The sequence below is a fragment of the Nocardia sp. NPDC057663 genome, assembly GCF_042799895.1.
Lineage (GTDB): Bacteria > Actinomycetota > Actinomycetes > Mycobacteriales > Mycobacteriaceae > Nocardia.
The window spans coordinates 106,691-132,793 of the sequence record NZ_JBHVHX010000015.1; the positions used below are offsets into that span (position 1 = coordinate 106,691).

At 68.3% G+C, this 26,103-nt stretch carries 24 protein-coding genes and 1 pseudogene; 9 read left to right on the forward strand and 16 right to left on the reverse strand.

The features are described from left to right. Positions 1-45: 45 nt before the first annotated feature. From pepN to ACFVAV_RS26065, 5 genes are all read right to left on the reverse strand, one after another. Positions 46-2,532, reverse strand: coding sequence for an aminopeptidase N (pepN, locus tag ACFVAV_RS26045; RefSeq protein ID WP_379037911.1), 2,487 nt, complete (start codon positions 2,530-2,532; stop codon positions 46-48). A 66-nt stretch (positions 2,533-2,598) separates the two neighbouring features. Further along, positions 2,599-3,048 carry a DUF4383 domain-containing protein gene (locus tag ACFVAV_RS26050; protein ID WP_379037913.1) on the reverse strand — a complete coding sequence of 150 codons (450 nt, stop codon included), beginning with the start codon at positions 3,046-3,048 and terminating at the stop codon, positions 2,599-2,601. A 95-nt stretch (positions 3,049-3,143) separates the two neighbouring features. Continuing rightward, on the reverse strand, positions 3,144-3,677 hold the full coding sequence (locus ACFVAV_RS26055; RefSeq protein ID WP_379037915.1) for a hypothetical protein: 534 nt from the start codon (positions 3,675-3,677) through the stop codon (positions 3,144-3,146). 164 nt (positions 3,678-3,841) lie between these two features. Next, complete coding sequence (locus ACFVAV_RS26060) at positions 3,842-7,156, reverse strand: protein kinase (protein WP_379037917.1); 3,315 nt, start codon at positions 7,154-7,156, stop codon at positions 3,842-3,844. Between the two features lie 92 nt (positions 7,157-7,248). Next, positions 7,249-8,049, reverse strand: coding sequence for an alpha/beta fold hydrolase (locus ACFVAV_RS26065; protein WP_379037918.1), 801 nt, complete (start codon positions 8,047-8,049; stop codon positions 7,249-7,251). A 207-nt stretch (positions 8,050-8,256) separates the two neighbouring features. On the opposite strand from ACFVAV_RS26065, the pseudogene ACFVAV_RS26070 reads away from it, so the two are divergent. From ACFVAV_RS26070 to ACFVAV_RS26090, 5 genes and pseudogenes are all read left to right on the forward strand, one after another. Further along, positions 8,257-8,972: pseudogene (locus tag ACFVAV_RS26070) on the forward strand (type 1 glutamine amidotransferase domain-containing protein). Positions 8,973-9,071: 99 nt separating this feature from the next. Continuing rightward, positions 9,072-9,989, forward strand: a complete 918-nt coding sequence (locus ACFVAV_RS26075) for an acetoacetate decarboxylase family protein (RefSeq protein WP_379037919.1) — start codon at positions 9,072-9,074, stop codon at positions 9,987-9,989. A 46-nt stretch (positions 9,990-10,035) separates the two neighbouring features. Next, positions 10,036-10,989, forward strand: coding sequence for an alpha/beta hydrolase (locus ACFVAV_RS26080; RefSeq protein ID WP_379037920.1), 954 nt, complete (start codon positions 10,036-10,038; stop codon positions 10,987-10,989). A gap of 54 nt (positions 10,990-11,043) precedes the next feature. Continuing rightward, positions 11,044-12,642, forward strand: coding sequence for a succinic semialdehyde dehydrogenase (locus ACFVAV_RS26085; protein WP_379037921.1), 1,599 nt, complete (start codon positions 11,044-11,046; stop codon positions 12,640-12,642). 100 nt (positions 12,643-12,742) lie between these two features. Beyond that, complete coding sequence (locus ACFVAV_RS26090) at positions 12,743-13,735, forward strand: NAD(P)H-quinone oxidoreductase (protein WP_379037923.1); 993 nt, start codon at positions 12,743-12,745, stop codon at positions 13,733-13,735. A 9-nt stretch (positions 13,736-13,744) separates the two neighbouring features. Here the strand turns inward: ACFVAV_RS26090 and ACFVAV_RS26095 are convergent, their stop codons facing one another. Further along, the gene (locus tag ACFVAV_RS26095) at positions 13,745-14,323 is read right to left on the reverse strand and encodes a TetR/AcrR family transcriptional regulator (protein ID WP_379037925.1); all 579 of its coding nucleotides are present in this window, start codon (positions 14,321-14,323) and stop codon (positions 13,745-13,747) included. Between the two features lie 105 nt (positions 14,324-14,428). Here ACFVAV_RS26095 and ACFVAV_RS26100 point away from each other — a divergent pair, with 105 nt between their 5' ends. The 3 genes from ACFVAV_RS26100 to ACFVAV_RS26110 are packed head-to-tail and all read left to right on the forward strand — an operon-like array spanning position 14,429 to position 17,423. Continuing rightward, a complete protein-coding gene (locus tag ACFVAV_RS26100; protein ID WP_379037926.1) occupies positions 14,429-15,718 on the forward strand; it encodes an NADH:flavin oxidoreductase/NADH oxidase family protein in 1,290 nt (429 codons plus the stop codon). A gap of 25 nt (positions 15,719-15,743) precedes the next feature. After that, entirely contained in the window at positions 15,744-16,841 is a 1,098-nt protein-coding gene (locus tag ACFVAV_RS26105; RefSeq protein WP_379037927.1) for a saccharopine dehydrogenase family protein, read from the forward strand. 30 nt (positions 16,842-16,871) lie between these two features. Then, a complete protein-coding gene (locus ACFVAV_RS26110) occupies positions 16,872-17,423 on the forward strand; it encodes a dihydrofolate reductase family protein (protein WP_379037929.1) in 552 nt (183 codons plus the stop codon). On the opposite strand, the gene ACFVAV_RS26115 is transcribed toward ACFVAV_RS26110, so the two are convergent. The 6 genes from ACFVAV_RS26115 to ACFVAV_RS26140 form a co-directional block, all read right to left on the reverse strand. Next, positions 17,408-17,812, reverse strand: coding sequence for a hypothetical protein (locus tag ACFVAV_RS26115; protein ID WP_379037931.1), 405 nt, complete (start codon positions 17,810-17,812; stop codon positions 17,408-17,410). The two genes, ACFVAV_RS26110 and ACFVAV_RS26115, sit on opposite strands and share 16 nt — an antisense overlap. A 163-nt stretch (positions 17,813-17,975) precedes the next feature. After that, complete coding sequence (locus ACFVAV_RS26120; protein WP_379037932.1) at positions 17,976-19,070, reverse strand: phosphotransferase family protein; 1,095 nt, start codon at positions 19,068-19,070, stop codon at positions 17,976-17,978. Then, complete coding sequence (locus tag ACFVAV_RS26125) at positions 19,067-19,810, reverse strand: SDR family oxidoreductase (RefSeq protein ID WP_379037933.1); 744 nt, start codon at positions 19,808-19,810, stop codon at positions 19,067-19,069. The genes ACFVAV_RS26120 and ACFVAV_RS26125 overlap by 4 nt, the downstream gene beginning before the upstream one ends. Next, positions 19,807-20,598 carry an SDR family NAD(P)-dependent oxidoreductase gene (locus ACFVAV_RS26130; protein WP_379037934.1) on the reverse strand — a complete coding sequence of 264 codons (792 nt, stop codon included), beginning with the start codon at positions 20,596-20,598 and terminating at the stop codon, positions 19,807-19,809. The genes ACFVAV_RS26125 and ACFVAV_RS26130 overlap by 4 nt, the downstream gene beginning before the upstream one ends. Before the next feature lie 2 nt (positions 20,599-20,600). Next, positions 20,601-21,860 (reverse strand): acyl-CoA dehydrogenase family protein, encoded by a 1,260-nt coding sequence (locus tag ACFVAV_RS26135; RefSeq protein WP_379037935.1) that lies wholly within the window; start codon positions 21,858-21,860, stop codon positions 20,601-20,603. A gap of 33 nt (positions 21,861-21,893) precedes the next feature. Beyond that, entirely contained in the window at positions 21,894-22,388 is a 495-nt protein-coding gene (locus tag ACFVAV_RS26140) for an SMP-30/gluconolactonase/LRE family protein (protein WP_379037936.1), read from the reverse strand. Between the two features lie 122 nt (positions 22,389-22,510). On the opposite strand from ACFVAV_RS26140, the gene ACFVAV_RS26145 reads away from it, so the two are divergent. Further along, positions 22,511-23,713 carry a PucR family transcriptional regulator gene (locus tag ACFVAV_RS26145; protein ID WP_379037937.1) on the forward strand — a complete coding sequence of 401 codons (1,203 nt, stop codon included), beginning with the start codon at positions 22,511-22,513 and terminating at the stop codon, positions 23,711-23,713. A 9-nt stretch (positions 23,714-23,722) separates the two neighbouring features. Here the strand turns inward: ACFVAV_RS26145 and ACFVAV_RS26150 are convergent, their stop codons facing one another. From ACFVAV_RS26150 to ACFVAV_RS26165, 4 genes are all read right to left on the reverse strand, one after another. Next, positions 23,723-24,520: an SAM-dependent methyltransferase gene (locus ACFVAV_RS26150; RefSeq protein ID WP_379037939.1), complete on the reverse strand. Its 798-nt coding sequence runs from the start codon at positions 24,518-24,520 to the stop codon at positions 23,723-23,725. 176 nt (positions 24,521-24,696) lie between these two features. Beyond that, positions 24,697-25,491, reverse strand: coding sequence for a GTP pyrophosphokinase family protein (locus ACFVAV_RS26155; RefSeq protein ID WP_379037941.1), 795 nt, complete (start codon positions 25,489-25,491; stop codon positions 24,697-24,699). Between the two features lie 77 nt (positions 25,492-25,568). Continuing rightward, positions 25,569-25,811 carry a hypothetical protein gene (locus ACFVAV_RS26160; protein ID WP_379037943.1) on the reverse strand — a complete coding sequence of 81 codons (243 nt, stop codon included), beginning with the start codon at positions 25,809-25,811 and terminating at the stop codon, positions 25,569-25,571. Next, the gene (locus tag ACFVAV_RS26165) at positions 25,808-26,068 is read right to left on the reverse strand and encodes a hypothetical protein (RefSeq protein ID WP_379037944.1); all 261 of its coding nucleotides are present in this window, start codon (positions 26,066-26,068) and stop codon (positions 25,808-25,810) included. The genes ACFVAV_RS26160 and ACFVAV_RS26165 overlap by 4 nt, the downstream gene beginning before the upstream one ends. Positions 26,069-26,103 lie beyond the last annotated feature (35 nt).

Consider the following 26,103-nt stretch of genomic DNA (forward strand, 5'->3'; position numbering starts at 1 on the left):
GGATGATCCGGGGTGGGCAGTTCCATGTCGGATCGGGCTAGCGGCTCACCGGACCCCGGCGCGGACCCGCAGGTCGCGGGCGAGGTGGTCGCGCTGTTCGATGACCAGGCGGCGCAGTGCGCCTGGTGCGTCGGCGTGGTCGGCGAGCCAGGTATCGACGCGATCGAGCGAATCACCGGCGGGGAACAACCCGTTGACGATGCGGCGGGCGATCTCGATGCTGCGCTGTTCCCATACCGTGCGCAGCGCCGCGAAGTACTCGTCGTCGTAGCGGGCGATCAGATCGCGGCGTCCACCCGCACGGAAACCGGTGATGACCGCGTCGAGGTGGTCGTTGGTCAGGGTGGTGTCGCCCAGTGCCGAGGCCCATGCCGCGGCCTTCACCTCCGCGTCGGGTCGCGCCGCCAGTGCCCGCCGGTGCGCGGTGCGGCCCGACGCCGTGTCGTCGTGTGCGAGTTCGGCATTCAGATCGGCGGCGGTCGCCGCGCCGGTCGCGGCCAGCGCGGTCCACAGCGCCCAGCGCAGATCGGGATCGAGGGGAAGTCCCTCCGGTACGGGGGTATCGCCGAGGAGTATCGAGCGGATGTCCGTGGCGCGGCGCGGGTCGAAGGTGGCGGCGGTGGCCGTCGCCCGTGCCCAGGCCAGCTGCGCGCCGGATCCCGGTTCCGATGAATACAGTGTCGCCCAGCTGGATTCGAGCCATTCACCGCGCCATCCGCGCCATCCGTCCCGGGCGCTGTCGGGCAGATAGTGATTGACGGCGAAGGACGCGTTCGACAGCACGGCGGTCAGCAGCGCCATGTTCGTTTCGGCGGGCGCGAAGTCGCGGGCCATCGCCAGATAGCGGTCGACCTCGAGCTCACCGTCGCGTGCGGCGTTCCACAGCGCCGACCAGATCAATCCGCGCGCCAGCGGGTCGGTGACCCGATCCAGCGAACGTTCGACGGTGGCAAGGGAATCCGCGTCGAGGCGGACCTTCGCATAGGTGAGGTCCCCGTCGTTGAGCAGGCGCAGCGGGGCGGGCGCGAGCGCGACCGGGGTCCGTTCGTCGACGATGTCGAGCTCTACGCGTTCACGTCGCACGAGGTCGCCCGCGGCATCGAAGTCGTAGAGCCCGACGGCCAGCCGGTGCGGCCGCGGGTCGGTCTGCACGATCGCACCGCCGTCGAGTGTCAGCGTGGACATTCCGGACGTCTGCAGCCAGGCCCGCGCCCAGCCCGCCAGGTCACGCCCGGAGTCCGCGGACAACTCGGTCAGCAGATCCGCCAGCGTCGTGTTGCCGAACGCGTGTGTCCGGAAATACCGGCGCACACCCGTGAAGAACTCCGCCCGGCCGACATAGGCGACCAGCTGTTTGAGCACGCTGGCACCCTTGGCGTAGGTGATGCCGTCGAAATTGAGTTTGGCGGCCTCGAGATCGGGGATGTCCGCGACGATCGGGTGCGTCGTGGGCAGCTGGTCCTGCAGATACGCCCAGGCCTTACGCCGGTTCGCGAACGCCACCCAGGCGTCGGTCCACTCCGTGGCCTCGACGCTGGCCAGGGCGCCCATGAAGTCGGCGAAGGACTCCTTGAGCCACAGATCGTCCCACCACACCATCGTGACCAGATCGCCGAACCACATGTGGGCCATCTCGTGCAGGATCGTGTTCGCCCGGCCCTCGTACTGCGCGGCGGTGGCCGCGCCACGGAACACATACGCCTCGGTGAACGTGACCAGGCCGGGGTTCTCCATCGCGCCCAGGTTGTACTCGGGAACAAACACCTGGTCGTACTTGCCCCACGGATACGGGTAGTCGAAATGCTCGGCGAAGAAGTCCAGACCCTGCTTCGTCACCTCGAAGAGGGTGTCCGCGTCCAGGTACCCGGCCAGGGAAGCGCGGCACAGGATACCGAGCGGAATGGTGAGTTCGCCTCGCGTCCAGGAGGATTCGACCCGGTGGTACGGGCCCGCCGCCACCGCGGTGATGTAGGTGGAGATCGGCAGCGTGGGGGAGAACTCGACCGTGCGATGCGCGCCGTCGTCCTCGACCGCCGCGACGGGCCGGTTCGACACGACCTCCCATCCGGACGGCGCCGTCACCACAAAGGTGAACGGCGCCTTCATGTCCGGCTGCTCGAAGCACGCGAAGACCCGGCGCGCGTCGGCAGGCTCGTATTGGGTGTAGAGGTAGGTCGCGCCGTCGACCGGATCGAGGAACCGGTGCAGGCCCTCACCCGAGCGGCTGTACTCGCCGGTGGCCCGCACGACGACCACATTCGTCGCCGCCAAGTCGCCGACCGTGAGCCGGGCTCCGTCGTACTCGACGTCCACCTCCCGGCCGTTCACCGTCACCGACTCGACCGAGAGCCCGAGGAAGTCGAGCCACGTCTGCGCGGTGGTGGCGTCGAAGGTCACGGTCGTCGTGGTGGCGAACCCGGCCCGATCCTGCTCTCGGGCGCCCGAGAGGTCGAGTTCGACGCGGTAGTCGTGGACGGTGACCGCCGCTGATCGCGCGGCGGTCTCGGAACGGGTCAGGTTCGCGGTAGGCACGGTTCGATCCTGCCAGCCGCGGCAGCCCGCCGCGGTACGCTCGCGTCGGCGGGGCTGGGGCGCGCACTATCGCGCGATGCGCACCCCGCGGGACAGAATCACGCCGAGGGCGATCATGCCGAGGCCGAGGGTGAAGTGCAGCCAGTTGTCGGCGGTGTTGATCGGCACGAAATTGGCGGCACTGTCCTGGTCGACGAGCAGCCCGTACACCCACAGGACCAGATAGATCAGCCCGCCGCCGATCAGATACGTCCGTGACTGTGCCGCGCCGACCGCGGCGAGCACACCGGCGAACCCGAAGACCAGGTGCACGATGTTGTGCAGCACCGACACCGTGAAGATGCCGAACAACTGAGCGTCGGAGTGGTGGCCCGCCCATTCGAGACTGCTGTAGTCGGTGGTGATGCCGGGGATGAATCCGAGGACGCCCACCAGCAGGAAGACCGCACCCACGACCAGGGCGGCGAGCTGAATCGGCGTCCGCGCGGCCTGCATGTTGCCGACGGGAGTGGACATGGCGTTGTCCTTTCATGGCGGTGGGCGGGTCGCACGGCGACTCGCACCATTCGGACAACAAGCGCGTGCCCGGTGAGCGCCGGGGCAAACCGGACTCAGTACTGGGGATCCATCCGGCACCGGCTCGCGGACTGTGCGGTCGGGATGTGGCCCTCGCCCGGATCGAAACGCCAGTGCGCGATCGGCCCCACCGCTCGCCAGCGCAGGCCGGCGCCGTCCGCCACGACCTCGTAGACGGCGTCACTCCCGCTGACCAACTGCTCACCCACGCAGTAGTCGGTGTACTCGGTGCCCGGCTGGATCGCCCCGGCGCTGAAGCGCCCGGTGGGATCGGCCGCCGCGCCGGGATTGGCGACGGTGCCTGCCCGGTTCGCCGATGATCCGCGATTCCAGCGCGCGCTCCCGTCCACTGCGCTGCCGCAGGTGAAGTTCCAGCCACCGGCCACGACGGTGGTTCCCTGAGCGTGGGGCGCTCCGGCCCACAGGCAGGTCCCGCCGGTGTCGGCGGACGCGGTGCCTGCCGAGAGTCCGAACAATCCCGCGGCCGTGACCGATGCCAGGATCGCCGCACCGCAGCGCCGTGCATGTCCGCTCCGCCCTGAAACTGCCTGATCGTCAACGCTTTTCATACTGCAATGGTGGTGCTGCCCTGGCTCCGGCACATCCGGTCCCGACCCGGAACTCCGGTTCAGGGATTCCCCTCGGTCAGCCCTGACCGAAGGCCGCGCAGTGCCCCGAGCAGCGGCATCAGCTGTTGATCATCGCAGGGGTAGGCCGCTGCCGAGCACCATCGTCAGCCGGCGTACACGGCATCGGTGGGCAGGCGTACCAGGCCGAGGTGATCGCATCGCCGGACCAACGGTGTGAGGATGCCGTCGGCCTCGGCGGAGCGGCCTGCCTGCCGCAGCGCGCTCCCGAGCAGGAACCCCGCGCGCATCGCGGCCATCGGCCTGTGCTCGGCGTCGATCCCGGCGACCAGGATTTCGGCACGCTCGATCGCGAGCCGGTGCCGATCGGGGTCGGGCTCGGCCAGCAGCAGCCGGATCGCGGAGTCCTCGTCGAGTTCGTCGACGGCGGTGACGATGCCGTCGTCGCGACGGATCTGGCGCGGTCGCAGGATCGCCGCGGTCAGGCTGGGATCCAGCGCGAAGCCGAGCCGCACTCGTTCGTTGTGTATCCGAGCGGCCAGGCGAGGCAGGTCGAGGCGCTCGGCGTGCGCCATCCCCTCGTCGAGGAGTTCTCGCGCGCCGTCGCGGTCGCCGCGCAGCATGCGCACCCGCGCGCCGACGGCGTAGGTCGCCAGCATGAAATCGACACCGCCACCGCCCTCGGCGGACAGCTCCCTGCTCTGCGTGAGCAGATCCGCGGCGGCGTCGAGGTCGCCTGTCTCGTAGCGCAATTCACCGAGCATGGCGCAGGCGAGGCGGGTCGCGTGGGCGGCGGAACCCATCGTGGCGCAGGCGCTGTCGAGCGCGCCGGTGAACAGGTCCTCCGCGCCCGCGATGTCGAGCTGTTCCCTGGCCGCCAGCCCGGCGAAGCAGCGCCCGTACACGGACAGGAACGGGCCGGTCGCCTCGTGATAGGGCGCCGCCCAGAGCTGCCACCGCCGCGCCTCGGCGAAGTCGAAGCGCTGGATCGCCGCGTAGGTGGCGATATTGGCCGCTACGCCCGGGATTCGCGGCGAGAAGGCATCGGGCCGCGCCAGCGCTTCACTGATCAGACCGTCCAGGCCGGACACCCGGTCGGCGAACATCTCGCGGACACTGATCGCGGCGTCGGCTTCGGTGCGCAGCTCGAGTTGTTCGGGTTCGGCCGGCGCGGCCGCGGCCAGCGCGGCCTCGAAGCGGGCGAGGGAGGCCACGGTGGCAGCAGGTCTGCGCAAGACCAGATCGACCCAGACGCCGAACAGATGAATGCGCGGCCTGGCCTGGCACACGCCGGCGGGCAGCTTGGCCAGGATGCCTTGCAGCATCATCACATTCGACCGTTCCAGCAGGTAGCCCGCGCCCTCTTCGACGAGCGCGGCCGCCTGATCAGGATCGCCCGCGGCCAGCGCTTGCTCGACCGCCTCGTTGAGCAGATGGTGCTGGGCGAACCAGTCCGCCGCCCGGAGGCGGAGCGGGGCGATCTCCGCGGGCCGGTCCTGGGCCAGCCTGCGGCACAGGTATCCGGCGAACAACTGGTGATAGTGGTACCAGTTCCGGTCCGGGCTGTCGGGTAGCAGGAACAGACCGTGGTCGGCGATCTCGGCGAGCAGGTCGGCGGCGTCGGTGCGCCCGGTCAGCGCGGCGGCCAGCCCGCCACAGATGCGCTCGCAGATCGAGGTCGTCATGAGGAAATCGAGGGTGTCGGGAGCCAGCCCGTCGAGCACGTTCTCGGCCAGGAACGCGCCGATGTCAGGGTGGACGGCGAGGCTGTCGAGCAGATGGGCCGCATCCTCGCCGGCACGCAGCGAGAGCACGGTCAGCTGCAGCGCCGCGACCCAGCCGTCGGTGGCCCGGGTGAGCGCGGCGATCTCGTCGGCCGACATATGCACCCCACCTGCTTCGGCGAGGAACGCCCGCACCTCGTCGGGATCGAAACGCAAAGTGGCGGCATCGATCTCGGTGAGCTCACCGTGGATACGCAACCTGCTCAGCGGCAGCTCGAGCCGCGCGGTGCTCGTGACGACCAGCGGCAGGTGGTGGCAGCCGTGCTCGAGCAGGAACCGCAGCGCCGCCACCGACGTGGGCCGGGTGACCCGCTGCCAGTCGTCGAGCACCAATGTCACGCGCTGATCGCTGGTGTGCAATCCGTCGACGAGCGCGGTGAGCACGGCGCGGGTCGGGTCGTCGGGGTCGGCCTGCAGGAGCCGGTCGAGTTCCTCCGCGAGTGCGGGGACGGTGGGGCGGAGCGCTTCGACGAGGTGGGTGAGGAACCAGGCGACATTGTCGTCGTCCTCGTCGACGGTCAGCCACGCCACCGCGGCGCCGTGTTCGACCAGCTCGTCGCGCCATTGCGCGGCCAATGTGGTCTTGCCGAATCCGCTGGGCGCGTGGATGGCCGTGAGCCGGGTGCGCTCGCTCGTGCGCAAGTGCTCGAGCAGCCGTTTCCTGGCGAGGGTGGCCCTGGCCGGTGTCGGTGGACGGTACTTCGTGGCGGGAGTCGGCGGGGCGGTGGTCCGTTCGTGTGGCCGCGGTGGCGCCGCGGCCGGCGCCGCGGCCGGACGTTGTGTGCTCGGGACGCGCAGCACGTCGACCGGTGCGCCGGTACTGCGCTGGGCCGCAACCAGTTCCGCGCCGAGCGCGGCGGCGCTCTCCGGCCGGTCACCCGGTTCGGTGGCCATCGTGTGCTCGATGACGGCACGCACCTCGTCGGGCACATCCTGTTCGGTGAGATCGGGACCCGGCCGCGCGGACACCCGCAGGAACTGCGACAGCACCTGCTCACCGACCCGCCGCTCGTAGGCGACATGCCCGGTGAGCGCGCAGAACAGCGTGGCGCCGAGGCCGTACAGATCGGCGGCCGTGGTCGCGGGCGCACCACGCAGCACCTCCGGCGCGGCGAACGCGGGGGAGCCGGTGACGACGCCGGTGGTCGTGCGGAACCCGCCCAGGATCCTGGCGATCCCGAAGTCGGTGAGTTCCGGTTCGTTGTAGTCGCTGAGCAGGATGTTGGACGGTTTCACGTCGCGATGCAGGATGCCCGCCCGATGCGCGGTCTCGAGCGCGCCCGCCATCTTGACGCCCAGCCGCAGGATTGCCGTCCAGTCGAGCGGGCCGATGGTGTGGATGCGCTGCTCGAGCGAGCCGCGGGCGTGATAGGGCATCACCAGATAGGGGTGTCCGCCATGCGTGGTGCCCGATTGGAAGACCGCGACGATATTCGGATGACCGGACAGCCTGCCCATCGCCTGCTGCTCGCGCACGAACCGTTGCAGACCGTCGGGATCGAGCTCGGCGGTCAGCACCTTCACTGCGACGACGCGATCCAGATCGGGCTGCGTGCAGCGATACACGACGCCGAAACCGCCGCGGCCGATCTCCTCGGCCTCTTCGAAGCCCTCGGCGGCCAGCTCCGCCACGATTCCCGAAGCGGAGCTGCGCTGTGTCGGCAGGATGTCGGCCATGTCGGCTCGATTCGGTAACGCCCTCCTGGCGGTGCGCTGCTGCGGTCGCCACTATCGAGGATAGCTCCGTAGACAGCCGTGTTCGACCATCCTCAGACCGGCTTCGGCGACACCTCCTGCCACCAGTCGACGACACGGTCGACCACGGGGCCGGGATTCCGGACCCACTTGATGTGGTCGTTGCTCGCGCCGGCCGGGACATGGGCGGTGCGGTAGTCCCACCGGGTGACTTGCCCCGGGGCGAAAAGATCACGCGCGAAGGCGTCGATGGCGCGTCGGGGTGACAGGGCATCGTCCTCGAGCGAAATCACCAGCGCCGGAGTGGCGATCGCCTCCGGAGCGGGGTACGGCGTGCGGCCGGTCAACACCATCTTTGCCCATTCGCGCATCATCGTGCGTGCCCCGGGCGCGCCGAACGCCGGCTTGGGCAGATGGCCGAAAACGGAAGTCAGCACGGGCACAAGCGAAGCCATGACGGCGACCGGCAGGCCGAAGTTCGGGAAGTGGCGGTGGTAGGGCAGCGAACCGCCGACGGTGACCAGCCCGTCGGCGCCGGGGTGGGTGAGCTCATGGCCCGCGGCGAGCTGGGCGCCGAGGCTGTGACCGAGAACGATGACCGGCCGATCGGGTGCCCGGTCGCGGGCTTCGGCGACAGCCTGTGCGATGCCATCGATTTCGTCTTGATAGGACCAGTCGTTGCCACGAGAGGCCGGAGCCTCACCTCGCTCGAATCCACGTCGCGGCAGCGCGCGAGCGCTCCATCCACGAGCGGTGAACGCCGCGACGAGCGGCGCGTAGAAACGGGAGCCGATCGCCATGGCGGGTGCGATCAAGACGATGGGCGAATCCGCCGGCTCGGTGCTGCCCGAGTTCTGGTCGCTCGACCTGGTCATTGGTGCTCCTTCGATGCCGAGTCGGTGCCCGGCATTCATTGACGGTGGGCAACACCCAGGCTAATGTAAGCGGCGAAAACATCTGGCAGCGGGTCCGTGATCTCGGCCTCCTGTGTCGAGGTAGTCGGCGTGCGCATGATGTCGCATGGACTTGACCGCCTGGTGCCGCATCCGTTTCTAGTGCTACCGCATCAGGAGGTATTGATGGTGACGAAGGTTCTGATGGTGCTCACGGCCGCGGACCGCTGGACTCTGAAAGACGGCACGGTGCATCCGTCGGCTATTGGGCCGAGGAGGTCGCGTTTCCGCACCGGGCGTTCACCAAGGCCGGTTGGGATATCACCATCGCCACCCCGGGCGGAAAGGCGCCGACACTCGATCGGCTCAGTCTCGGTATCGCCGGTGGAATGCCGGGGAAACGTCGCGCGGTGCAGTCCTACCTGGACAGCATTCAGGACGAGCTCGCCACACCGGTGGCCCTCGATACCGTCGATGCCGACGCGTTCGACGTCGTTTTCTACCCCGGTGGCCACGGTCCGATGGAAGATCTGGCCTACGACCAGACCTCCGGTGCGCTGCTCGCCGATCGGCTGGCCTCCGGTAGGCCCCTTGCGCTGTTGTGTCACGCTCCCGCGGCGATCACGGCGGCGACCGGGACCGATGGGAAGAACCCGTTCGCCGGCCGCCGGATGACCGGGCTGTCCAATCGTGAGGAGCTGCTCAACCGCTTCGCCTGGAAAGCGCCGTGGCTGCTCGAGGACAGGCTCACGGAGCTGGGCGTCGACTATTCCATGAGTGCGATCCCGTTGCGGCCGCACGTGGTGGTCGACGGAAATCTCTACACCGGGCAGAACCCGCAATCTTCGGAAAAGCTGGCCGATCGGCTCATCGCCGACGTCGGTGCCGCTCGGCCGTCGACGTGACGATGCTCGCAAGCACCACACGCATCGAGTGTTGACACTGCTTACATTCGCGGTTAGCGTCGCAATTGCTTACGAAATGCGAGCAAGGGAGCTGCGCCGATGTCAACGACTCACCAGAGCACGGTCGAGGTAGATCTGGGTGGCCATCTGGTCACCGTCCCGAAGGGCGGCCTCTATGACCGCTACCGAATGAACACCGATGTCGACGAGATCGCTCGCGATCCCCGGGTCAGCGGTGTCGATTTCTTCCGGACACTGCCCAAGACCAAAGTCGACTCACCGATCGGGGAGACCTACACCCCGAATTTCTATTACCGCATGTCGAGCGCCCGGCTCACGATGCTCGCCCGATCGCGCGCGATCCGTTCCCGCCTGCCGGGCGAGCTGGCGCCGCTCGAGGTGGCACCGGGGATCGGGCTGGTCTCGGTGATGTTCTTCCGCTACGACGTGTGCGACATCGACTTCTACACCGAAGCGGCGGTCGGAATCGCCGTCCGCCCGGCCCGGCACGGCACACTCGGCTTCGTCGACCTGCTCGCCGGCCTCGGCAACGACCACCTCGAATCGTATGTGCTGTCGCTGCCGGTGAGTTCCGATATCGCCCAGGTGCGTGGGCACGACGGCTACGGATTCCCCAAGTGGGTCACCGAGCTCGACGTCGATATCGATGCCACGCGAACCACTGCCCGGGTCGTCGACGACGGTGGCGAGACCGACCTGTCGCTGTCGGTCGCGACGCCCTCGCAGACCCGATACCGCAGCGGCGACCGTGTGTCGACGCTCACCTCGTACACCTCGATCAAGGGCGGCTGGCATTCGACGCTGAGCCAGACCAACATCCTGTCGGCGGGTAGCGCACTGTTTCCCCGCGATGTCGATCTGCGGACGGGGCGTGGCCGCCTGTCCGAGGACTTGCGATCGCTCTCGCCGTTCAAGACCGTTCGTCTCGACGTGACAACGGAAGGCCAACTGGCACTGCATATGCCGGTTCCGACCTCGGTCCCGAGCCGGAACTAGACCCAGCACACCGCTGAGAGCAGGACCCGACCAGAAGGAGAGCGCGATGACGGAAATCAAGCCGGTTCTCGAGCCCGAAGCGGCGGAGTTCGCGGAAGCCACCGATGCCCCGCCTTTCCTGTTCCAGATGCCACCTGCCGAAGGGCGCAAGGTGGTCGACGAGGTCCAGGCGAGCGACGAGGGTAAACCCGCGATCGACGAGGAGTGGATCACCGTCGAGGGTGGGCCGACCGGTTCGGTGAAAGTCCGCATCGTCAAACCCGCCGGATCCACCGGAACCCTCCCGGTCGTCTTCTATATCCACGGCGCCGGTTGGGTTTTCGGTAATGCGCACACCCACGACCGGCTGGTCCGTGAACTGGCGGTCGGCGCCGACGCGGCTGTCGTGTTCCCCGAATACGACCTTTCTCCTGAGGCGAAGTATCCGACCGCGATCGAACAGAACTATGCGGCCGCGCAATGGGTCTTCGCGCACGGCGCCGAAAAGGGCCTGGATGCTTCCCGTTTCGCGGCCGTGGGTGACTCGGTGGGTGGCAATATGACCGCCGTCCTCACCTTGATGGCCAAAGATCGTGGTGATGTCCACATCTCGCAGCAGGTGCTGTTCTATCCCGTGACGGACGCCGATTTCGATACCGCGTCCTATCGCCAGTTCGCCGAGCACTATTTCCTCGCCCGCGAGGGCATGAAGTGGTTCTGGGACCAGTACACCGACAACGACGCGCAGCGCGACGAGATCTACGCCTCCCCGCTGCGTGCTTCGGTCGACCAGTTACGTGGTCTGCCACCGGCATTGGTGATCACCGGCGAAGCCGACGTGCTGCGTGACGAGGGCGAAGCCTATGCGGCCAAGCTCCGTGCGGCGGGTGTGCCGGTGACCCAGGTGCGCTTCGGCGGGATCATCCACGACTTCGTGATGATCAATTCGATGCGCTCGACCCAGGCAGCGAACGCCGCCATCAAGCTGGCGCAGGACACCCTGCGCGCAGCGCTGCACTGATTCCGGCGGGCCGCTGATCGCCCGCCTCTCTCGTCGAACATCTTGGAGCCCGTTATGTCACTGGACCACGCCACCCGGCCCGCCGCTGTCCGCGGCGCCGGTCTTCCGCCGTCGCTGAGTCCCGCGCTGCTCCGGCGACTGGCCGCCCGTGTCGCGGCCGGGCCGGACGCCGCGCAGGTCACGACCACGATCCCGTTCACGGGGGATCCGCTGGCCGCGCTGCCGGTGTCGACACCCGCCGATGTCGAGGCGGCGTTCGCCCGCGCCCGTGACGCCCAGGCCGCGTGGGCCGCGACGCCGGTAGCCGCGCGTAAGGCGATCCTGCTGCGTTTTCACGACCTGGTGCTCGAGCGGCAGCACGAAGCACTGGACCTGATGCAGGCCGAGAACGGCAAAGCCCGTCGCGACGCCTTTCTCGAGATCACCGACATCGCGATCGCGACCCGGTACTACGCGCGCAGCGCTGCCAAACTGCTCGCGCCCACACGCCGCCGCGGCGCTATTCCGGTGCTGACCCACACCACCGAACTGCATCACCCCAAGGGTGTCGTCGTGGTCATCTCACCGTGGAACTATCCACTGAGTATGGGTGCGGGAGATGCGATTCCGGCGCTGCTGGCCGGGAATGCGGTCGTGCAGAAGCCCGACACCCAGACCGCGCTGACCGCGCTGTGGGCATTGGATCTGATGCACGAAGCCGGTCTACCGAGCGGGGTGTGGCAGATGGTGGTGGGCCGCGGCAGTTCCCTCGGCACGCCGTTGATGGACAACGCGGACTACATGATGTTCACCGGGTCCACCGCCAGCGGCCGCCAGATCGCCCGCGACGCCGGTGAACGCCTGATCGGCGCCTCCCTCGAACTCGGCGGCAAGAACCCGATGATCGTCCTCGACGACGCCGATATCGAGCGCACCGCCGCCGGCGCGGTGTCGGCCTGCTTTTCCTCGACCGGGCAGCTGTGCGTGTCCATCGAACGGATGTATGTGGCCGAGTCGATCCGCGACGAGTTCGTGGCCGCGTTCGTCGCCCGCACCGAGGCATTGACCATCGGTGCGGTCTACGACTACAGCACCGACGTCGGCTGCCTGACCAACCAGTCGCAGCTGGACACCGTCACCGCCCACGTCGAGGACGCGGTCGCCAAGGGTGCCACGGTACTGGCCGGGGGTCGTGCCCGCCCTGATCTCGGGCCGCTGTTCTACGAGCCGACGATCCTCACCGGTGTCACTCCGGACATGACGCTCTACGGCCACGAGACCTTCGGTCCGGTCGTGTCGATCTACTCCTTCGGTGATGTCGACGAGGCGATCGAACGGGCCAACGCCACCGCCTACGGCCTCAACGCCAGTGTCTGGACCCGCAACGGCGCCAAGGGGCGTGCGGTCGCGGCCCGGGTGCACGCGGGCACGGTCAACGTCAACGACGCCTACGCCGCCGCCTGGGGCAGTGTCGATTCGCCGATGGGTGGCATGGGTGATTCCGGTCTCGGTCGCCGCCACGGCGCCGACGGCATGCTGAAGTACACCGAAGCGCAAACGGTTGCGCATCAGCGGGTCCTGGGCTTCAGCGCACCGGCAGGTTTCTCCGAGAGCGCGTGGGCCGCCACCCTGACTGTCGTGCTGAAGGGAATGAAGAGACTCGGCGCGCGGTGATGCCGCGGCGACGGTGACGGTGGTCTCGAATGGTTGACGGGACCTCGGCCGAGAGTAATGTTATTGGTGCTTACATTATTGCCGAGCGAAAAGGTTTCCTATGTTCGCGGTGACACCAGACGGCTATGGCGGTCCGGAAGTCATGAAATGGGCGCAGGTGGACGACCTGCCCGCCCCCGCCGAGGGAGAGGTGGCGGTGGATGTCGTGGCCGCGGGAGTCAACCGCGCCGACATCATGCAGCGGCAGGGCTTCTATCCGCCACCTCCTGGCGCCAGTGACATCCTCGGCCTCGAGGTTTCCGGCGTCGTCGCCGCCGTCGGTCCCGGCGTGGAGGGCTGGCAACCCGGCGACGCGGTGTGCGCGCTGCTGTCCGGTGGTGGCTACGCCGAACGCGTCAACGTCCCGGCCACTCAGCTGCTGCCCGTCCCCGACGGGGTGAGCCTGACCGCCGCCGCGGCGCTGCCCGAAGCTGCCGCCACCGTCTGGTCGAACATCGTGATGGCAGGCGGGCTCCGAGAGGGGCAGACCCTGCTGGTCCACGGCGGCGGCAGCGGCATCGGCACGCACGCGATCCAGGTGGGTCGTGCGCTGGGCGCCCGCGTGGCGGTCACCGCCGGATCGCAGTACAAGCTGGACCGCTGCGCAGAACTCGGTGCGAACACCCTGATCAACTACCGCGACGACGATTTCGTGAAGGTCGTGACCGCGGAATACGGCGGCGCCGACGTGATCCTCGACATCATGGGCGCCGGCTACCTGCGGCGGAACGTGGCAGCGCTCGCCGAAGACGGTGCCCTCGCCATCATCGGCCTGCAGGACGGTGCCGCCGCCGAACTCGACCTCGGTCTCATGCTGTTCAAGCGGGCTTCGATCCACGTGACGGGCCTGCGTCGCCGTCCGCGCAGCGGCCCTGGCTCCAAGGCGGAGATCATCGCCGAACTGCGGCAGAAGCTGTGGCCGCTGATCGCCGACGGCGCTGTTACACCGGTGGTCTCCGCGGAAATCCCCATTGCCGACGTCGCCGAGGCGCACCCGCTGCTGGACTCCGCCGAGACCGTCGGCAAAGTGCTGCTCACCATCCGTGAGCCCTGAGTCGACGCGCTAGGCGGGCGGGCCCGACAGCTGTAGTACCGCGAAAACGGTACTGCGGACCCGCTCGTCGATGTCCTCGGTGTCGAACTTGCCGTGGAGGTAGAGAAAAGCCAGGCCGTGGACCAGTGCCCACATCGCCGTCGCCAGCGAGTCCTCATCGGCGTCGGGAAATACCTGCCGCACAATCGATCTGACGTATTCGTGGATCGCGGTGGTCGCGGCGACCCGTTCCGGGCTGGTCGGATCGCACGGATCGGAGAACATCACCCGGAACAGTGCGGGCCGGGCCAGTGCGAACCGAACGTAGGCGACAGCGACCGCGGCGAGGTCGTCGGCGGTGCTCGGTGCCGGGCTCGCGGCCACCAGGTGTTCGGCCAGATCGCGATAGCCGACGGCGGCGACCGCGGACAAGAGGGCGTCGCGGTCGGCGAAATGGCGGTACGGCGCGGCCGTCGATACCCCGGCGCGGCGTGCGGCCGCCCGGAGTGAGAGGTCTGCCGCGCCGTCCTCTTCGAGGAGCTCCACGGCCGCGCGCACCAGCGCGCTCGGGAGATCGCCGTGGTGATACGACGTGTTCGACGGTGACATGGAACAAATTTAGCAAGTGTTGACACTGCTTACATATATCTCTACTGTTAGTCCTCGCACACGAATGTAAGCAGTGTTAATATGCGTGCCGGAAAGGAGCCATCGATGTCGAGCGGTTCGGACTCGGTCGGATTGTTCTCGCCCCTGCGGCTGCGATCCGGTCAGGTGCTGCAGAACAGGATCGCCAAAGCGGCGATGGAGGAGGGCATGGCGGGTACCGCCCAGCTGCCCGATGAGCGCCTGGTCGCGCTGTATCGGCGCTGGGGAGCGGGCGGCGCGGGCCTGCTGATCACCGGAAACGTGATGGTGCATGCCGAAGCGCTGACCGGGCCCGGCGGCATCGTCCTCGATGCGGACGCGCCGTTGGAACCCTTCGCGGCATGGGCTCAGGCGGGCAAGGCCGCCGGTGCGACCATGTGGATGCAGATCAGTCACCCCGGTCGCCAGGTGCAGGCGCGCATGCCCGGTGTCGTCTGGGGGCCGTCGGATATCGCGGTCGAGCTGGGTCGTCACTCCAAGCGGTTCGGTCAGCCGGTGGCGATGACGCCGTGGCAGATCCACGAGACCATCGGTCGTTTCGTCACCACGGCTCAGCGTGCTGAACAGGCAGGTTTCGACGGTGTGGAAGTCCATGCCGCGCACGGGTATCTGCTGTCGCAGTTCCTGTCGCCGCTGGTGAACAATCGCACCGACGAGTGGGGTGGGTCGCTCGAGAACCGCGCGCGGCTGCTGATCGAGATCGTGCGGGGCATTCGCGGCGTGGTGGCGCCTGATTTCGCTGTCGCGGTGAAGCTGAATTCCGCGGATTTCCAGCGCGGCGGTTTCGATGCCGAGGACGCGCACACGGTGATCGGGATGCTCGCGTCACTCGGCGTCGACCTCGTCGAAGTGTCCGGCGGCAGCTACGAGAGCCCGGCCATGTCCGGCCGCCCCACCGACGGCCGCACCGCGGCGCGGGAGGCGTACTTCTTGGAACTGGCCGCGGAACTGGGCAAGACCAGCGCGCTGCCGCTTATGCTGACCGGTGGCATCTCGCGGCGGGAAACCGCCGAACGCGTCCTGGACAACAATGTCGAACTGATCGGCATGGCCACCGCACTGGCGGTCACCCCCGATCTGCCCCACCGCTGGCGGGAGAAGCTCGAAGCGACCAGGACCATGAAGCCGGTGACCTGGACGGACAAGGCGCTCGCCTCGGCGACCGAGATGGCGATGGTCCGCTACCAGATGCGGCGCATGGCGATCGGCTCCCATCCCGCGCTCAATGTCAGCCCGACCTTGGCGATGCTCGCCGATCAGCGCGTGCAGACTCGTGCGCTGCGCCGCTATGCGCGATGGCTGGCCGCGAAGCAGCGGAACCAGTCGACGGCGCCGTCCCGTGCGTCGGTGCGCTGATTCACGATCCCGAAGGAGAATCTCTATGACCGGACGCATCGTCCTACTCGGTGCCACCGGCTACACGGGTGGTCTCGTCCTCGATGCCCTCCTGCGCCGGGGACTGAAACCCGTTGTCGCAGGGCGCAATCCCGAAGCTTTGGCGGCGATCGCCGAGCGTTCCGGCGGTCTCGACTACGCCCTCGCCGATGTCGCGGACTCGGCCGCCGTCGCGAACCTGGTGCAGCGCGGCGACGTTCTCCTCAGCACTGTGGGCCCGTTCGAACGCTTCGGCTACGCCGTCGCCCGCGCGGCCGCCGAGTCCGGCGCGCACTACATCGACTCCACCGGCGAGGTCGGCTTCGTCCTGGAGCTGCGCAGGCAACTGCACGACCGGGCCCGCGAAACCGGCTCGCTGATGCTGCCCGCCTTCGGCTACGACTACGTTCCCGGCATCCTTGCCGCGACGCTCGCCGCGCAACACACAGGAGCTGCCCTACGCTCCGTCGACATCGGCTACTTCGCCATCGGATCCCTGCGGCGCGGCCTCAGCCACGGCACCCGCACCACCCTGCGCGACGGCCTCACCCTGCCCTCGCCACGCTGGCACGGCCACCAGCTCGTCCAGGAACGCACCGGCTCCAGATTCCGTGGCTTCGACGTCCGTGGCCGCCGCAGGAACGCCACGCTCGTTTCCGGCACCGAGGTGCTGTTCCTCCCCATGGACATTCCTACGCTCGACTCCGTCACGGTCTACAACGGCTGGTTCCCCGCCCTCAGCCGCCCCGTCGCGGCGATGTCGGCCCTCACCGCGGCAATGACGCGAATCCCGCTCGGCCGCCGGCTCATCGACATCGCCACCCGCCCGATGATCGGACCGCCCGGCGGCCCCGACGCCGCCGAACGCGCCCGTACCCGCACCCACGTCGTCGCGGTCGCCACCGCGCACGACGTCCCGCCCGTCGAGGTCCATGTCGAAGGCCCCAGCGCCTACACTCTCACCGGGGAACTCATGGCGTGGGCCGCGCACCACCTCACCACCACCCCGCCTGTCACCGCCGGCGTCCTCGGCCCCGTCGAAGCGTTCGGCTTCGACACACTGCGCGACGGCTGCGCCGAAGTCGGGCTCCGTCTGCACCGATGAGTTTCGAGCGCGTAGGAGGTCTACACGGTCATGAGGAAACTGATCTACGGGTACGGCGTATCCCTGGACGGCTACGTCAACGACCGCGACGGCAACATCGACTGGACCGACCCGGACGAGGAGCTGCACCAGTTCCACAACGACAGGTACCGCGCGATCGAGATCTCGCTGCACGGCCGCCGGCTGTACGAGCTGATGGCCGAGTACTGGCCGAACGTGCCCGAGGACGCGCCGCGCATCGAGCGCGAGTTCGGCGCGCTCTGGATGGAGAAGCCCAAGGTCGTCTTCTCCCGGACGCTCACCGAGGTGCAGTGGAACAGCACCCTGGTGAGTGAGAACGCGGTCGAGGAGGTCCGCAGACTCAAGGCCGGCGGCGATGGTGTCATGGAGGTCGGCGGCGCGAGCCTCGCTGCCTCGCTGATGCCACACGGGCTCATCGACGAGTACCAGCTGTTCGTCTGTCCCGTGGTGCTCGGCGGGGGCACACCGATGTTCCCGCCGCTGGACCAGCGCGTCGGGCTCCGATTGGCCGAGACGAGGCACTTCAACACGGCGGTGCTGCTGCGCTACGTCGCCGACTGATATTCCGCATGGATGTCACCGCCGAACAATTTCCAGTAGAAGGCGTTCATCTTCGCGGCGGCAGGTGCGTGCCGGGCGAGGATCGCGGCTACATCCTGTGACACGTCGTTTGGGATGCGACCTGCGGCGCACTGAACTACGTACTCGTCGGCGATCGGCGCCCGGCCGGGCAGAACCCGCCAGTGGTAGAGCATCGGGAACGCCTGTGTCTCGCCGGCCAGAACACCCTCGGTGACAACGATGTTCGCGGCCAGCTCACGCCAGGCGTTGAAGCCAGGGCCGCCGATGCCGTACTGGCAGAACACCGGCAGGTCGAACAGATTCGCGGTCGAGCCCCGGTGGGCGAGCTCTCGCTCGGTCAGCGGGACGCGCTTGGCGAACACCGGCACCCCGTCGACGTCGACGACCGCCGAGCCCCCGCCCACTCCCACACTCTCGGACCGGCCCCTGTCCAGGAGCGCGGCGAGCTCGAAGTCGCTGTGGGAGGCCAGTAAAGCCGAGAGTCTCCGGTGGTGGACGCTCCTGCTAGCTGTCATCGCACGATTCTGCCACCTACGGGGTGAGCCCCTTGTTCCTGCGGATGATGCCGCGGCAGCGCCATTCCAGGAGGACCACGGCGAGGCCGAAGAAGCGGAAGGCGGGGTTGGTTGTCTGGCGGTGGTAGTAGCGGTAGTAGATCTGCTGGCAGATCACGGCGAGCCGGAACAGGCCGAAGACCTCGTAGAAGGCCCATTCGCGATCGGTGAGGCCGGTTCCTGTTCGGCAGCAGTAGTATTCGACCACTTCCTCGCGGGTGAGCATGCCGGGGGTGTGGGTGGGCTGGCGGCGGAAGAATGTGAATGCGGCATTGTCGTCGGCCTGGACCCAGTAGGCCAAGGCACCGCCGAGGTCCATCAGCGGGTCGCCGATGGTGGCCATCTCCCAGTCGAGCAGCCCGATGGGTCGGGTCGGGTCGGCGCGGTCCAGGACGATGTTGTCGAAGCGGAAGTCGTTGTGGATCAACACCGCTGCGCGGTCGGGGGGCTGGTTGGCGGCCAGCCAGGTCATGACGGATTCGAAGGATCCGACAGTGCGGGTTCGGGCCCGGCGGTAGCGGTCGGACCAGCCGGAGACCTGCCGGGCGACGTAGCCGGGGCCCTTCGACATCCAATCCAGCCCGGCGGCGGTGGGATCGATGGTGTGCAGGTCGACCAGAACGTCGAGGACATTGGTGCACAGCGTGCGTACCTGCGATGTCGTCAGGGCGAGCCCGGGCGGCAGTTCCTTGCGGGGGATCAGGCCGTCGAGCCGTTCCATCAGGTAGAAGGGCGCACCGAGCACGCTGTCGTCCTCGCACAGCGCCACCGTCGGCGGCGCGTAGTCGAACACCGGGCCGAGGGCGGTCTGCACGCGGTACTCGCGAGCCATGTCGTGCGCGCCGTCGGCTCGATGTCCGCCGGGTGGTCTGCGCAGGATGAGATCGCGGTCCGGGTACTGCAACAGGTAGGTCAGATTCGAAGCGCCACCGGAGAATTGGCGCACCTGCGGAGTTTCCGCGAGTAACTCGTCGCCTACCTCGGCGCCGAGCCACGCCGACAGGGCCGCGACATCGAAGGCGTCCTCGGCGCGCACGTCACGTGCGTCCGAGGCAGTGGGGGAGTGGGTCATGTCAGCTTCCTCAGGATGGACAGGGGCAGCACCTTCATCGCGACCGAGAGCGGAACCCACGGCCACGCCGGGACATACGCGACGGCCTTGCGCGCTTCGATCGCGCGAACCATCGCCCCGACCCCGGTCTCGGTGTCCACCATGAACTTGGTGCGATCGGCCTCCGCCGCCGTCATCTCCGACCGGATATAGCCGGGACAGATCAGCGAGATATCCACGCCGGGAATACGTTCCGAACGCAACCCCTCGGCGAGCGCGGCCACACCGGCCTTGCTCGCGGCATACGTGGTCATCGACCGTCGCATGCCCCGCAGTGCGGAGAACGAGGAGATGAGCACCAGGTGCCCATGGCGCTGCGCCCGGAACACGGCCAGCGCGTGCTCACTCTGCGACACCGCTCCGACGAAATTGGTGAGTGCGGTCCGCCGGTTGGCTGCGTGCCCGCCGGTGCCCAGCGCGGCACCGTGGCCGATGCCCGCATTGACCACGACCCGGTCCAGCGTCCCGAATTCGGCCCGGAACTTCTCGAACACCGTCTGCACAGCGGCATCGTCGGTGACATCGAGTGCCGCGGTGCGCACGACGATCCCGGGATGGGCGGCGAGGAGTTCGGCGCGCAGCGTCTCGAGCAGATCCACCCGCCGGGCGCACAGCCCGAGATCGTGACCGCGAGCGGCGAATTGGCGCGCCATTTCCGCGCCGAGGCCCGAACTGGCGCCGGTGATGACGATGGTGCTCATTCGGCGATCTCCTTGTCGTCGGCCACCGCGGTACGGCGGCCCATGCCTGACAGCTGCTGGTCGTAGAGCGGGCGCAGCAGCCGTTTCGTCCAGTACGCCCGGCGCCCGGCGCGATCGGTCAGCACCAGGAAGCGGCGCGCGTCGATCCCGGCCAGCGCGGCCGCCGCGATGTCGTCGGCATCCAGCGCCGCACTGTCGATCAGACTCCGGGCGACCCTGGTCATCAGCGGATCGGCGTCGCTCAGCGATGCCGCCAGATTGGTGCGGAAGAACGACGGGCACACCACCGAGACGTCGATGCCGTGCGGGGCGAGCTCGTAGCGCAAGCTCTCGCTGAGCGCCACGACAGCAGCCTTGGCCGCCGCGTAGGACGCCATGGCAGGCGGATGGACGAGGCCGGCCAGGGAGGCGGTATTGACCAGATGACCGGCGCGCTGCGCCTTGAACATCGGTGTGAACGTCCGGCAGCCCGTGGCGACGCCGAGGACATTGATGTTCATGACCCTCGTCCACTCGTCCGGGGGGACACGGTCGATTCGCCCACCGGCGGCGATTCCCGCATTGTTGACGAGGATGTCCAGCCCGCCCAAACTCTCCTGCACGCTGGTGCGCGCCCGCACCCAGTCGTCCTCGGAGGTCACGTCCAGCCGGAGATAGGACGCACCCGCCGGGACCGCGGCGTCCTCGGCCAGATCGGTGACCACGACGCGGTCACCCCGCCCGGCGAACCGCCGGGCCAGTGCCGCACCGAGACCGGACGCGCCACCGGTGATCAGAACCCTGGCCATGGTCACCGCCCCTGCGCGTACTTGGCGAGCTCGAGCCGGCCGACGACATCCAGGTGCACCTCGTCGGGCCCGTCGGCCAGCCGCACCGCCCGTGCGGTCGTCCACGCCGCCGACAACGGCACGTCATCGGAAAGGCCGGCACCGCCGTGGATCTGCATGGCGAAATCGATGACCTCCTGCGCCATCATGGGCACGTGCGCCTTGATCTGGCTGATCTCGCTCAGCGCGCCGAACGCGCCGACGGTGTCGAGCTTCCACGCCGCATTGAGCACCAGCAGCCGCGCCGCGTCGATCGCGATGCGCGCCTTGGCGATTCGTTCCCGGTTGCCACCCAGCCGGGCCAGCGGCCTGCCGAACGCCGTGCGCTCCACCCCGCGGGCACACGCCGCCGCGAGCGCGGCCTCGGCCAGCCCGATCAGCCGCATGCAGTGATGGACGCGGCCGGGCCCGAGACGCCCCTGCGCGATCTCGAACGCGCGACCCGGCCCGAGCACGATGTTCTCGGCGGGCACGCGCACATCGGTGAACGACACCTCGCCGTGCCCGAACGGCTCGTCGTAGCGGCCCATCGCGGGCAGCATCCGCTCGATCCGCACACCGGGGGTGTCGACGGGGACGAGCACCATCGTGTGCCGGCGATGCTTCTCGGCCTCGGGATAGGTGAGACCCATGAAGATGATGACCGCGCAATCGCGATGGCCGATCCCGGTGGTCCACCACTTGCGTCCGTTGATCACGACGTCCGTGCCGTCGAGCACGGCGGTCGCCGCCATATTCGTCGCGTCGGAGGACGCGACGTCGGGTTCGGTCATGCCGAAGGCCGAACGGATGGTGCCTTCGAGCAACGGTTCCAGCCACCGCGCACGCTGGGCCGGATCACCGAACTGCAGCAGCACCTCCATGTTCCCGGAATCCGGTGCGTTGCAATTGAAGACATGCGGCGCCAGGAACGAGCGCCCGGTCTCCTCGGCGATCGGCGCGTAGTCGACATTGGTCAAGCCGATGCCGCCGTCGGTGCCGAACCGCGCGGCGTACTCGCCCGCGTGCGCCGCGGGCAGGAACAGATTCCACAATCCCGCCGCGCGCGCCTTCGCCCGCAACTCGGTGAGCACGGGCAGCGGATTCCACGGGTCGGCGCCGGAATCGCGCAGTGCAGCGATGCTGCGGTGGTAGTCCGCCTCGATCGGGGTGATCTCCTCGGCGATGAAACCGCGGACTCGGTCGATGAGATCCGCGGCGCGGGCACTGGGGGCGAAGTCCATATCTCTGCTTTCGGTGAAGGGGAACGGCGGCACTCACGCCGGGACGTGGGTCACCGCGAGGGCGGATTCGTCCAGGTCGCCCATCCACTGATCCAGCGGCCAGCGGCGGGACGACGCGGTGAAGTAGACGGTGCCGTCACCGGGATCCCGCACGACATTGCTGGCCATGTTCAGCGGCACACCCTCGATCGCGTCGACGAGAACATCGGCCTCGGTCCCGGTGCCCGGCCAGCGCAGCAAGCCACGGTGCGCGTCGCAGATGAGCAGCGAACCATCACTGCCCGCGCACAGACCCAGCGGACGGCCGCCGGTGTTCAGGACCGTCTCGACAGCCCCGGAGAGGAGGTCGACGCGCAGGATCCGGCCGTCGTCGATTCCGGTGTAGACGAGACCGTCGGCGCCGAAGACCACGTCCTCGGGTCCGGCACCGGGGAGTTCGACCCGGCGCACGGCAGGCATCGGCGGGGAACTCTGCCGCGTGCCTGCCCGTGGTGTCGCCGTCGGCGGCGACCAGCGAACCGGCTCCATCCGCGAACCTGACCCAACGCCATCGCCCATAGTGCCTCCCGGAAACCGAGCGCTGCCCTGTGCCGCGCTCCGCTGTGCACAGGCAATTCTCGACAACGGTCAGCGGCATTGAAATAGGCGCGGTGACCGAGTTGGATGTGCATATGCACATCGGCAGGCCGGTGCCCGCGCTGCGGCTGGGACCGCACCGGCGCAAGATCGCGGCCCAGATCGCGGCGATGATCGGCGAGGTCGATCCCGAGCTGAACGAGATCGCGGCGGACCTGACCCGGCTGTACCGCGAGCACATCCCGGTCTACGACCAGGTCGAGGCGAGCTCGATCGAGAACAACACCCGCGCGGTGCTGCGCATCGTCGTCGCCCAACTCGGTGACGAGCAAGCCCAGCACGCGGGCTTCGACGAACTCACCACCCTCGCCAGGACCTGGGCCGACCAGCAGATACCCCTCGACCTGGTGGCACACAGCCTGCAGATCGGCGCGCGCAGGATCTTCGAACTGATCCGCCGCCGCGCCGCGACCCGCGACATCCCCGCCGCCGAGATCGACGAAATGCAGGACCTCACCTGGGAATGGGCGACCGCGTCCGCCACCGCCGTGCACGTGGTGGCGCAGGAGCGGGCCGTGGCCGGGGCCGCCCGTCGCGCCGATTTCCTGCGCAGCCTCGTCGACGGCACGCTCTCGCCCGCGGTGCTGCTCGTCGACGCCCACGACCACCGCCTCGACCCGGAGCATCGTTACCGGATCGCCTGCGCCGCATGGAACGAGACCGCCGCCACCACCGACCTGCTCGCCGCCCTGCGGGCCCGGGGGTCGACGACGAAACTCCCGGTCGTGGACACGGTGGTCGACCAGCACCTGGTCGCGCTGCTGCCACGCACCCCGGATTCGCTGCCGGACGACAGCGTGGTCGCCCTGGGCTCGGCTGTGCTGCTCGGCGATGCCGCGGCGTCCTATCGCCAGGCGCGGCGCGCGCTCGATCTGGCTGTGCGCCATGGCCGCCGTGGTCTGGTCGACCTGGGATCCCTCGGCCCGCTACCGCTGCTCGGGGCGGCCGAGGACGTCGCGCAGCTGCTCGAGGAGAAACACCTCGAGCCGCTGCGCCGCCATGGTGGTGCCGCCGGGGAGATCCTCGGAACCGTCGAAACCTATCTGGACTGCGATCGGCGGATCGACGACACCGCGGCCGCGCTGTACCTGCACCGCAACACCGTCCGCAATCGGCTCACCCGCTTCGCCGAGCTCACCGGCCTCGATCTCGACCGCACCGACGATCTCGTCGTCGCGTGGTGGCTGCTGCACCGCGAACAGTCGCCACCGCGCTGACCACGCCGATCAGGGCTTGCGGGCGACGGCGCCGTACGCCGAGATCGGACGGACCTCGCCCACCTCGGTCCCCGCCGCCTGCCACTGGGTGATGGACGTGAAGCCGGGCTCCACCAGCTCCAAGCCGTCGAACACGGCGCGGATCTGGGCCTGCGGCCGCGGGATGTACGGTGTGCCACCGGTGCCGGTGTAGTTCTCGCACAGCGTGACGTAGGCCTGGCTGTCGTCGGTGCCGTCCCACATGATCAGGTGGCTGCCCGACGGCACCGCCCCGACCACCGTCCGGACGATTCGCAGCAGATCGTCATAGGTCCTGGCGTGACCGAGCACGCCCATGAACATCACCGCGATCGGCTCGTTGAAGTTCAAGACGTTGCGCGCGTCGGCGATGATCTGCTCGGGATCGTGGAAATCGGCATCGATGTAGGTGGTGACGCCCTCGGGGGTGGTGCTGGTCAGCAGCGCCCGCGCATGGGTGAGCACCAGCGGATCGTTGTCCACGTACACCACGCGGGCATCGGGCGTGACGCCCTGGGCGACCTCGTGGGTGTTCTGCATCGTCGGCAGCCCGGTGCCGATGTCGAGGAACTGCCGAATACCCCGCTCCCGCGCCAGGAACCGGACGGCCCTGATCAGGAACTGCCGCGACTGCACGGCCATGGTGGAGATGTCCGGGTCGACGGCCAGGCCCGCGTCACCGGCGATCTTGTCGATCTCGTAGTGGTCCTTGCCGCCCATCCAGTAGTTCCAGATCCGCGCCGAATGCGGAATGTCGGTCCGGATCACCGGGGTGTGCACGTCGGCCATGCGCCTCGCTCCTCTGCAAGTGTGACAGCGGTGCCCGTCCCGGGGAAGGAACCGTCGACGGGACAGCACCTGATCTGTTGCGACAGTACAAGATTCACGCCACCCCTGGGTGGTGGATCAGGCAGTCGCCGAATGGTGGCCGCACGCTCGCGAATTCACGGTCTCTACGGGCCTGGTCAGGTGGGTGGATCGCCCGGCCGCAGGTCGACGGGATGGGCCGCGGTGAGGCTGTTGTACAGCACGCTGAGGTCGAGCGAATCGACCGCGCCCCGCTTGGGCTGCAGGCCGCCGCGATCGACCTGCCGATGCAGGGCTTCCATCTTCTCGTCGAGCTGGGTGGCCACCTCGGCCGCCTGGGCGAGGTCGCTGCGCAGATTCGGGGGAACCTCGCCGCGGTACTTGTAGTAGATCTTGTGCTCGAGGCTGGCCCAGAAGTCCATCGCGATCGTGCGGATCTGGATCTCGACCGGGATCCGTTCGGTGCGATCGGAGCGGAACACCGGAATCGACACGATCAGATGCAGGCTTTGATAGCCGTTCGGCTTGCGGTGGGTGATGTAGTCGCGCTCCTCCAGGACGGTGATGTCCTCCTGGCCGACCAGCATGGCCCTGATCGTGTCGATATCGGAGATGAAGCTGCACACCACCCGCACACCAGCGATATCGAGCACGTTCTCCCGGATCGCGGCGAGATTCATCGCGTAGTTCTTGCGCCGGACCTTCTCCAGCACGCTCTCGGGCGACTTCAGCCGCGATCGCACATGCTCGATGGGGTTGTACTCGTGCGCGTTGTTGAAGTCCTCACGCAAGATATCGATCTTGGTGGTGACCTCGTCGATCGCGAACTTGTAGCCGAGCATGAAGTCGACGAACTGTTCCCGCAGCACCCGGAGGTCGTCGATCCCGACCCGCTCCCCGTTGCCGGGCGGGCCGTCGTCGATGGTGAGCTGATCCGGTTGCCAAGGTTTCATCGAGTCCATTGTGCCTGTTCCGCCGCGAACGCCGCCGCCGCACCAGGTGGAGCCGTCTACATCGCCTTGACCGCGCTCTACTGCGCGGCGCTCGTCGTGGCGTCGGGCTCGATCTCGACGTGGATGCAGACCGCGCGCATCCGCCGCCGCATCGACGCGATCACCGGACTGGTACTCGTCGGGTTCGGTGTACGCCTCGCCACGGAATCCTGACGCAGTTCGAGCCAGTAGACGACGACCACGACGGCGTACCCGGCCAGCAGCGAGCACACAGCGAGCGCGCAGAGTCCGACAATCACCGCCACTGCCGTGCCGATCACCACTTCCTCCCGGCAGACCGGCGCCGGTCCGCGCGAAGCCGGTCGGACCGCGCCCGCCTGGCCGCGTCCGCCAGATCGGCGATGTCGAAGGCCAGTGATCGCCCTTCCCGGATCAATTCGCGGCCCGAGGCGGTCGCCGCCCGCCCGAGCTCCCGCTGATGGGCGATCATCGCGGCCCGCACTTCCCGCGCGAACTCGCCGATCGCCTGCCGATCGTCTGCGGTCTTCTCGACCCAGGCGTCTACCATCGCTGACACCAGCAACCTCATCGCCGCCACCCCGCTGGACTGTT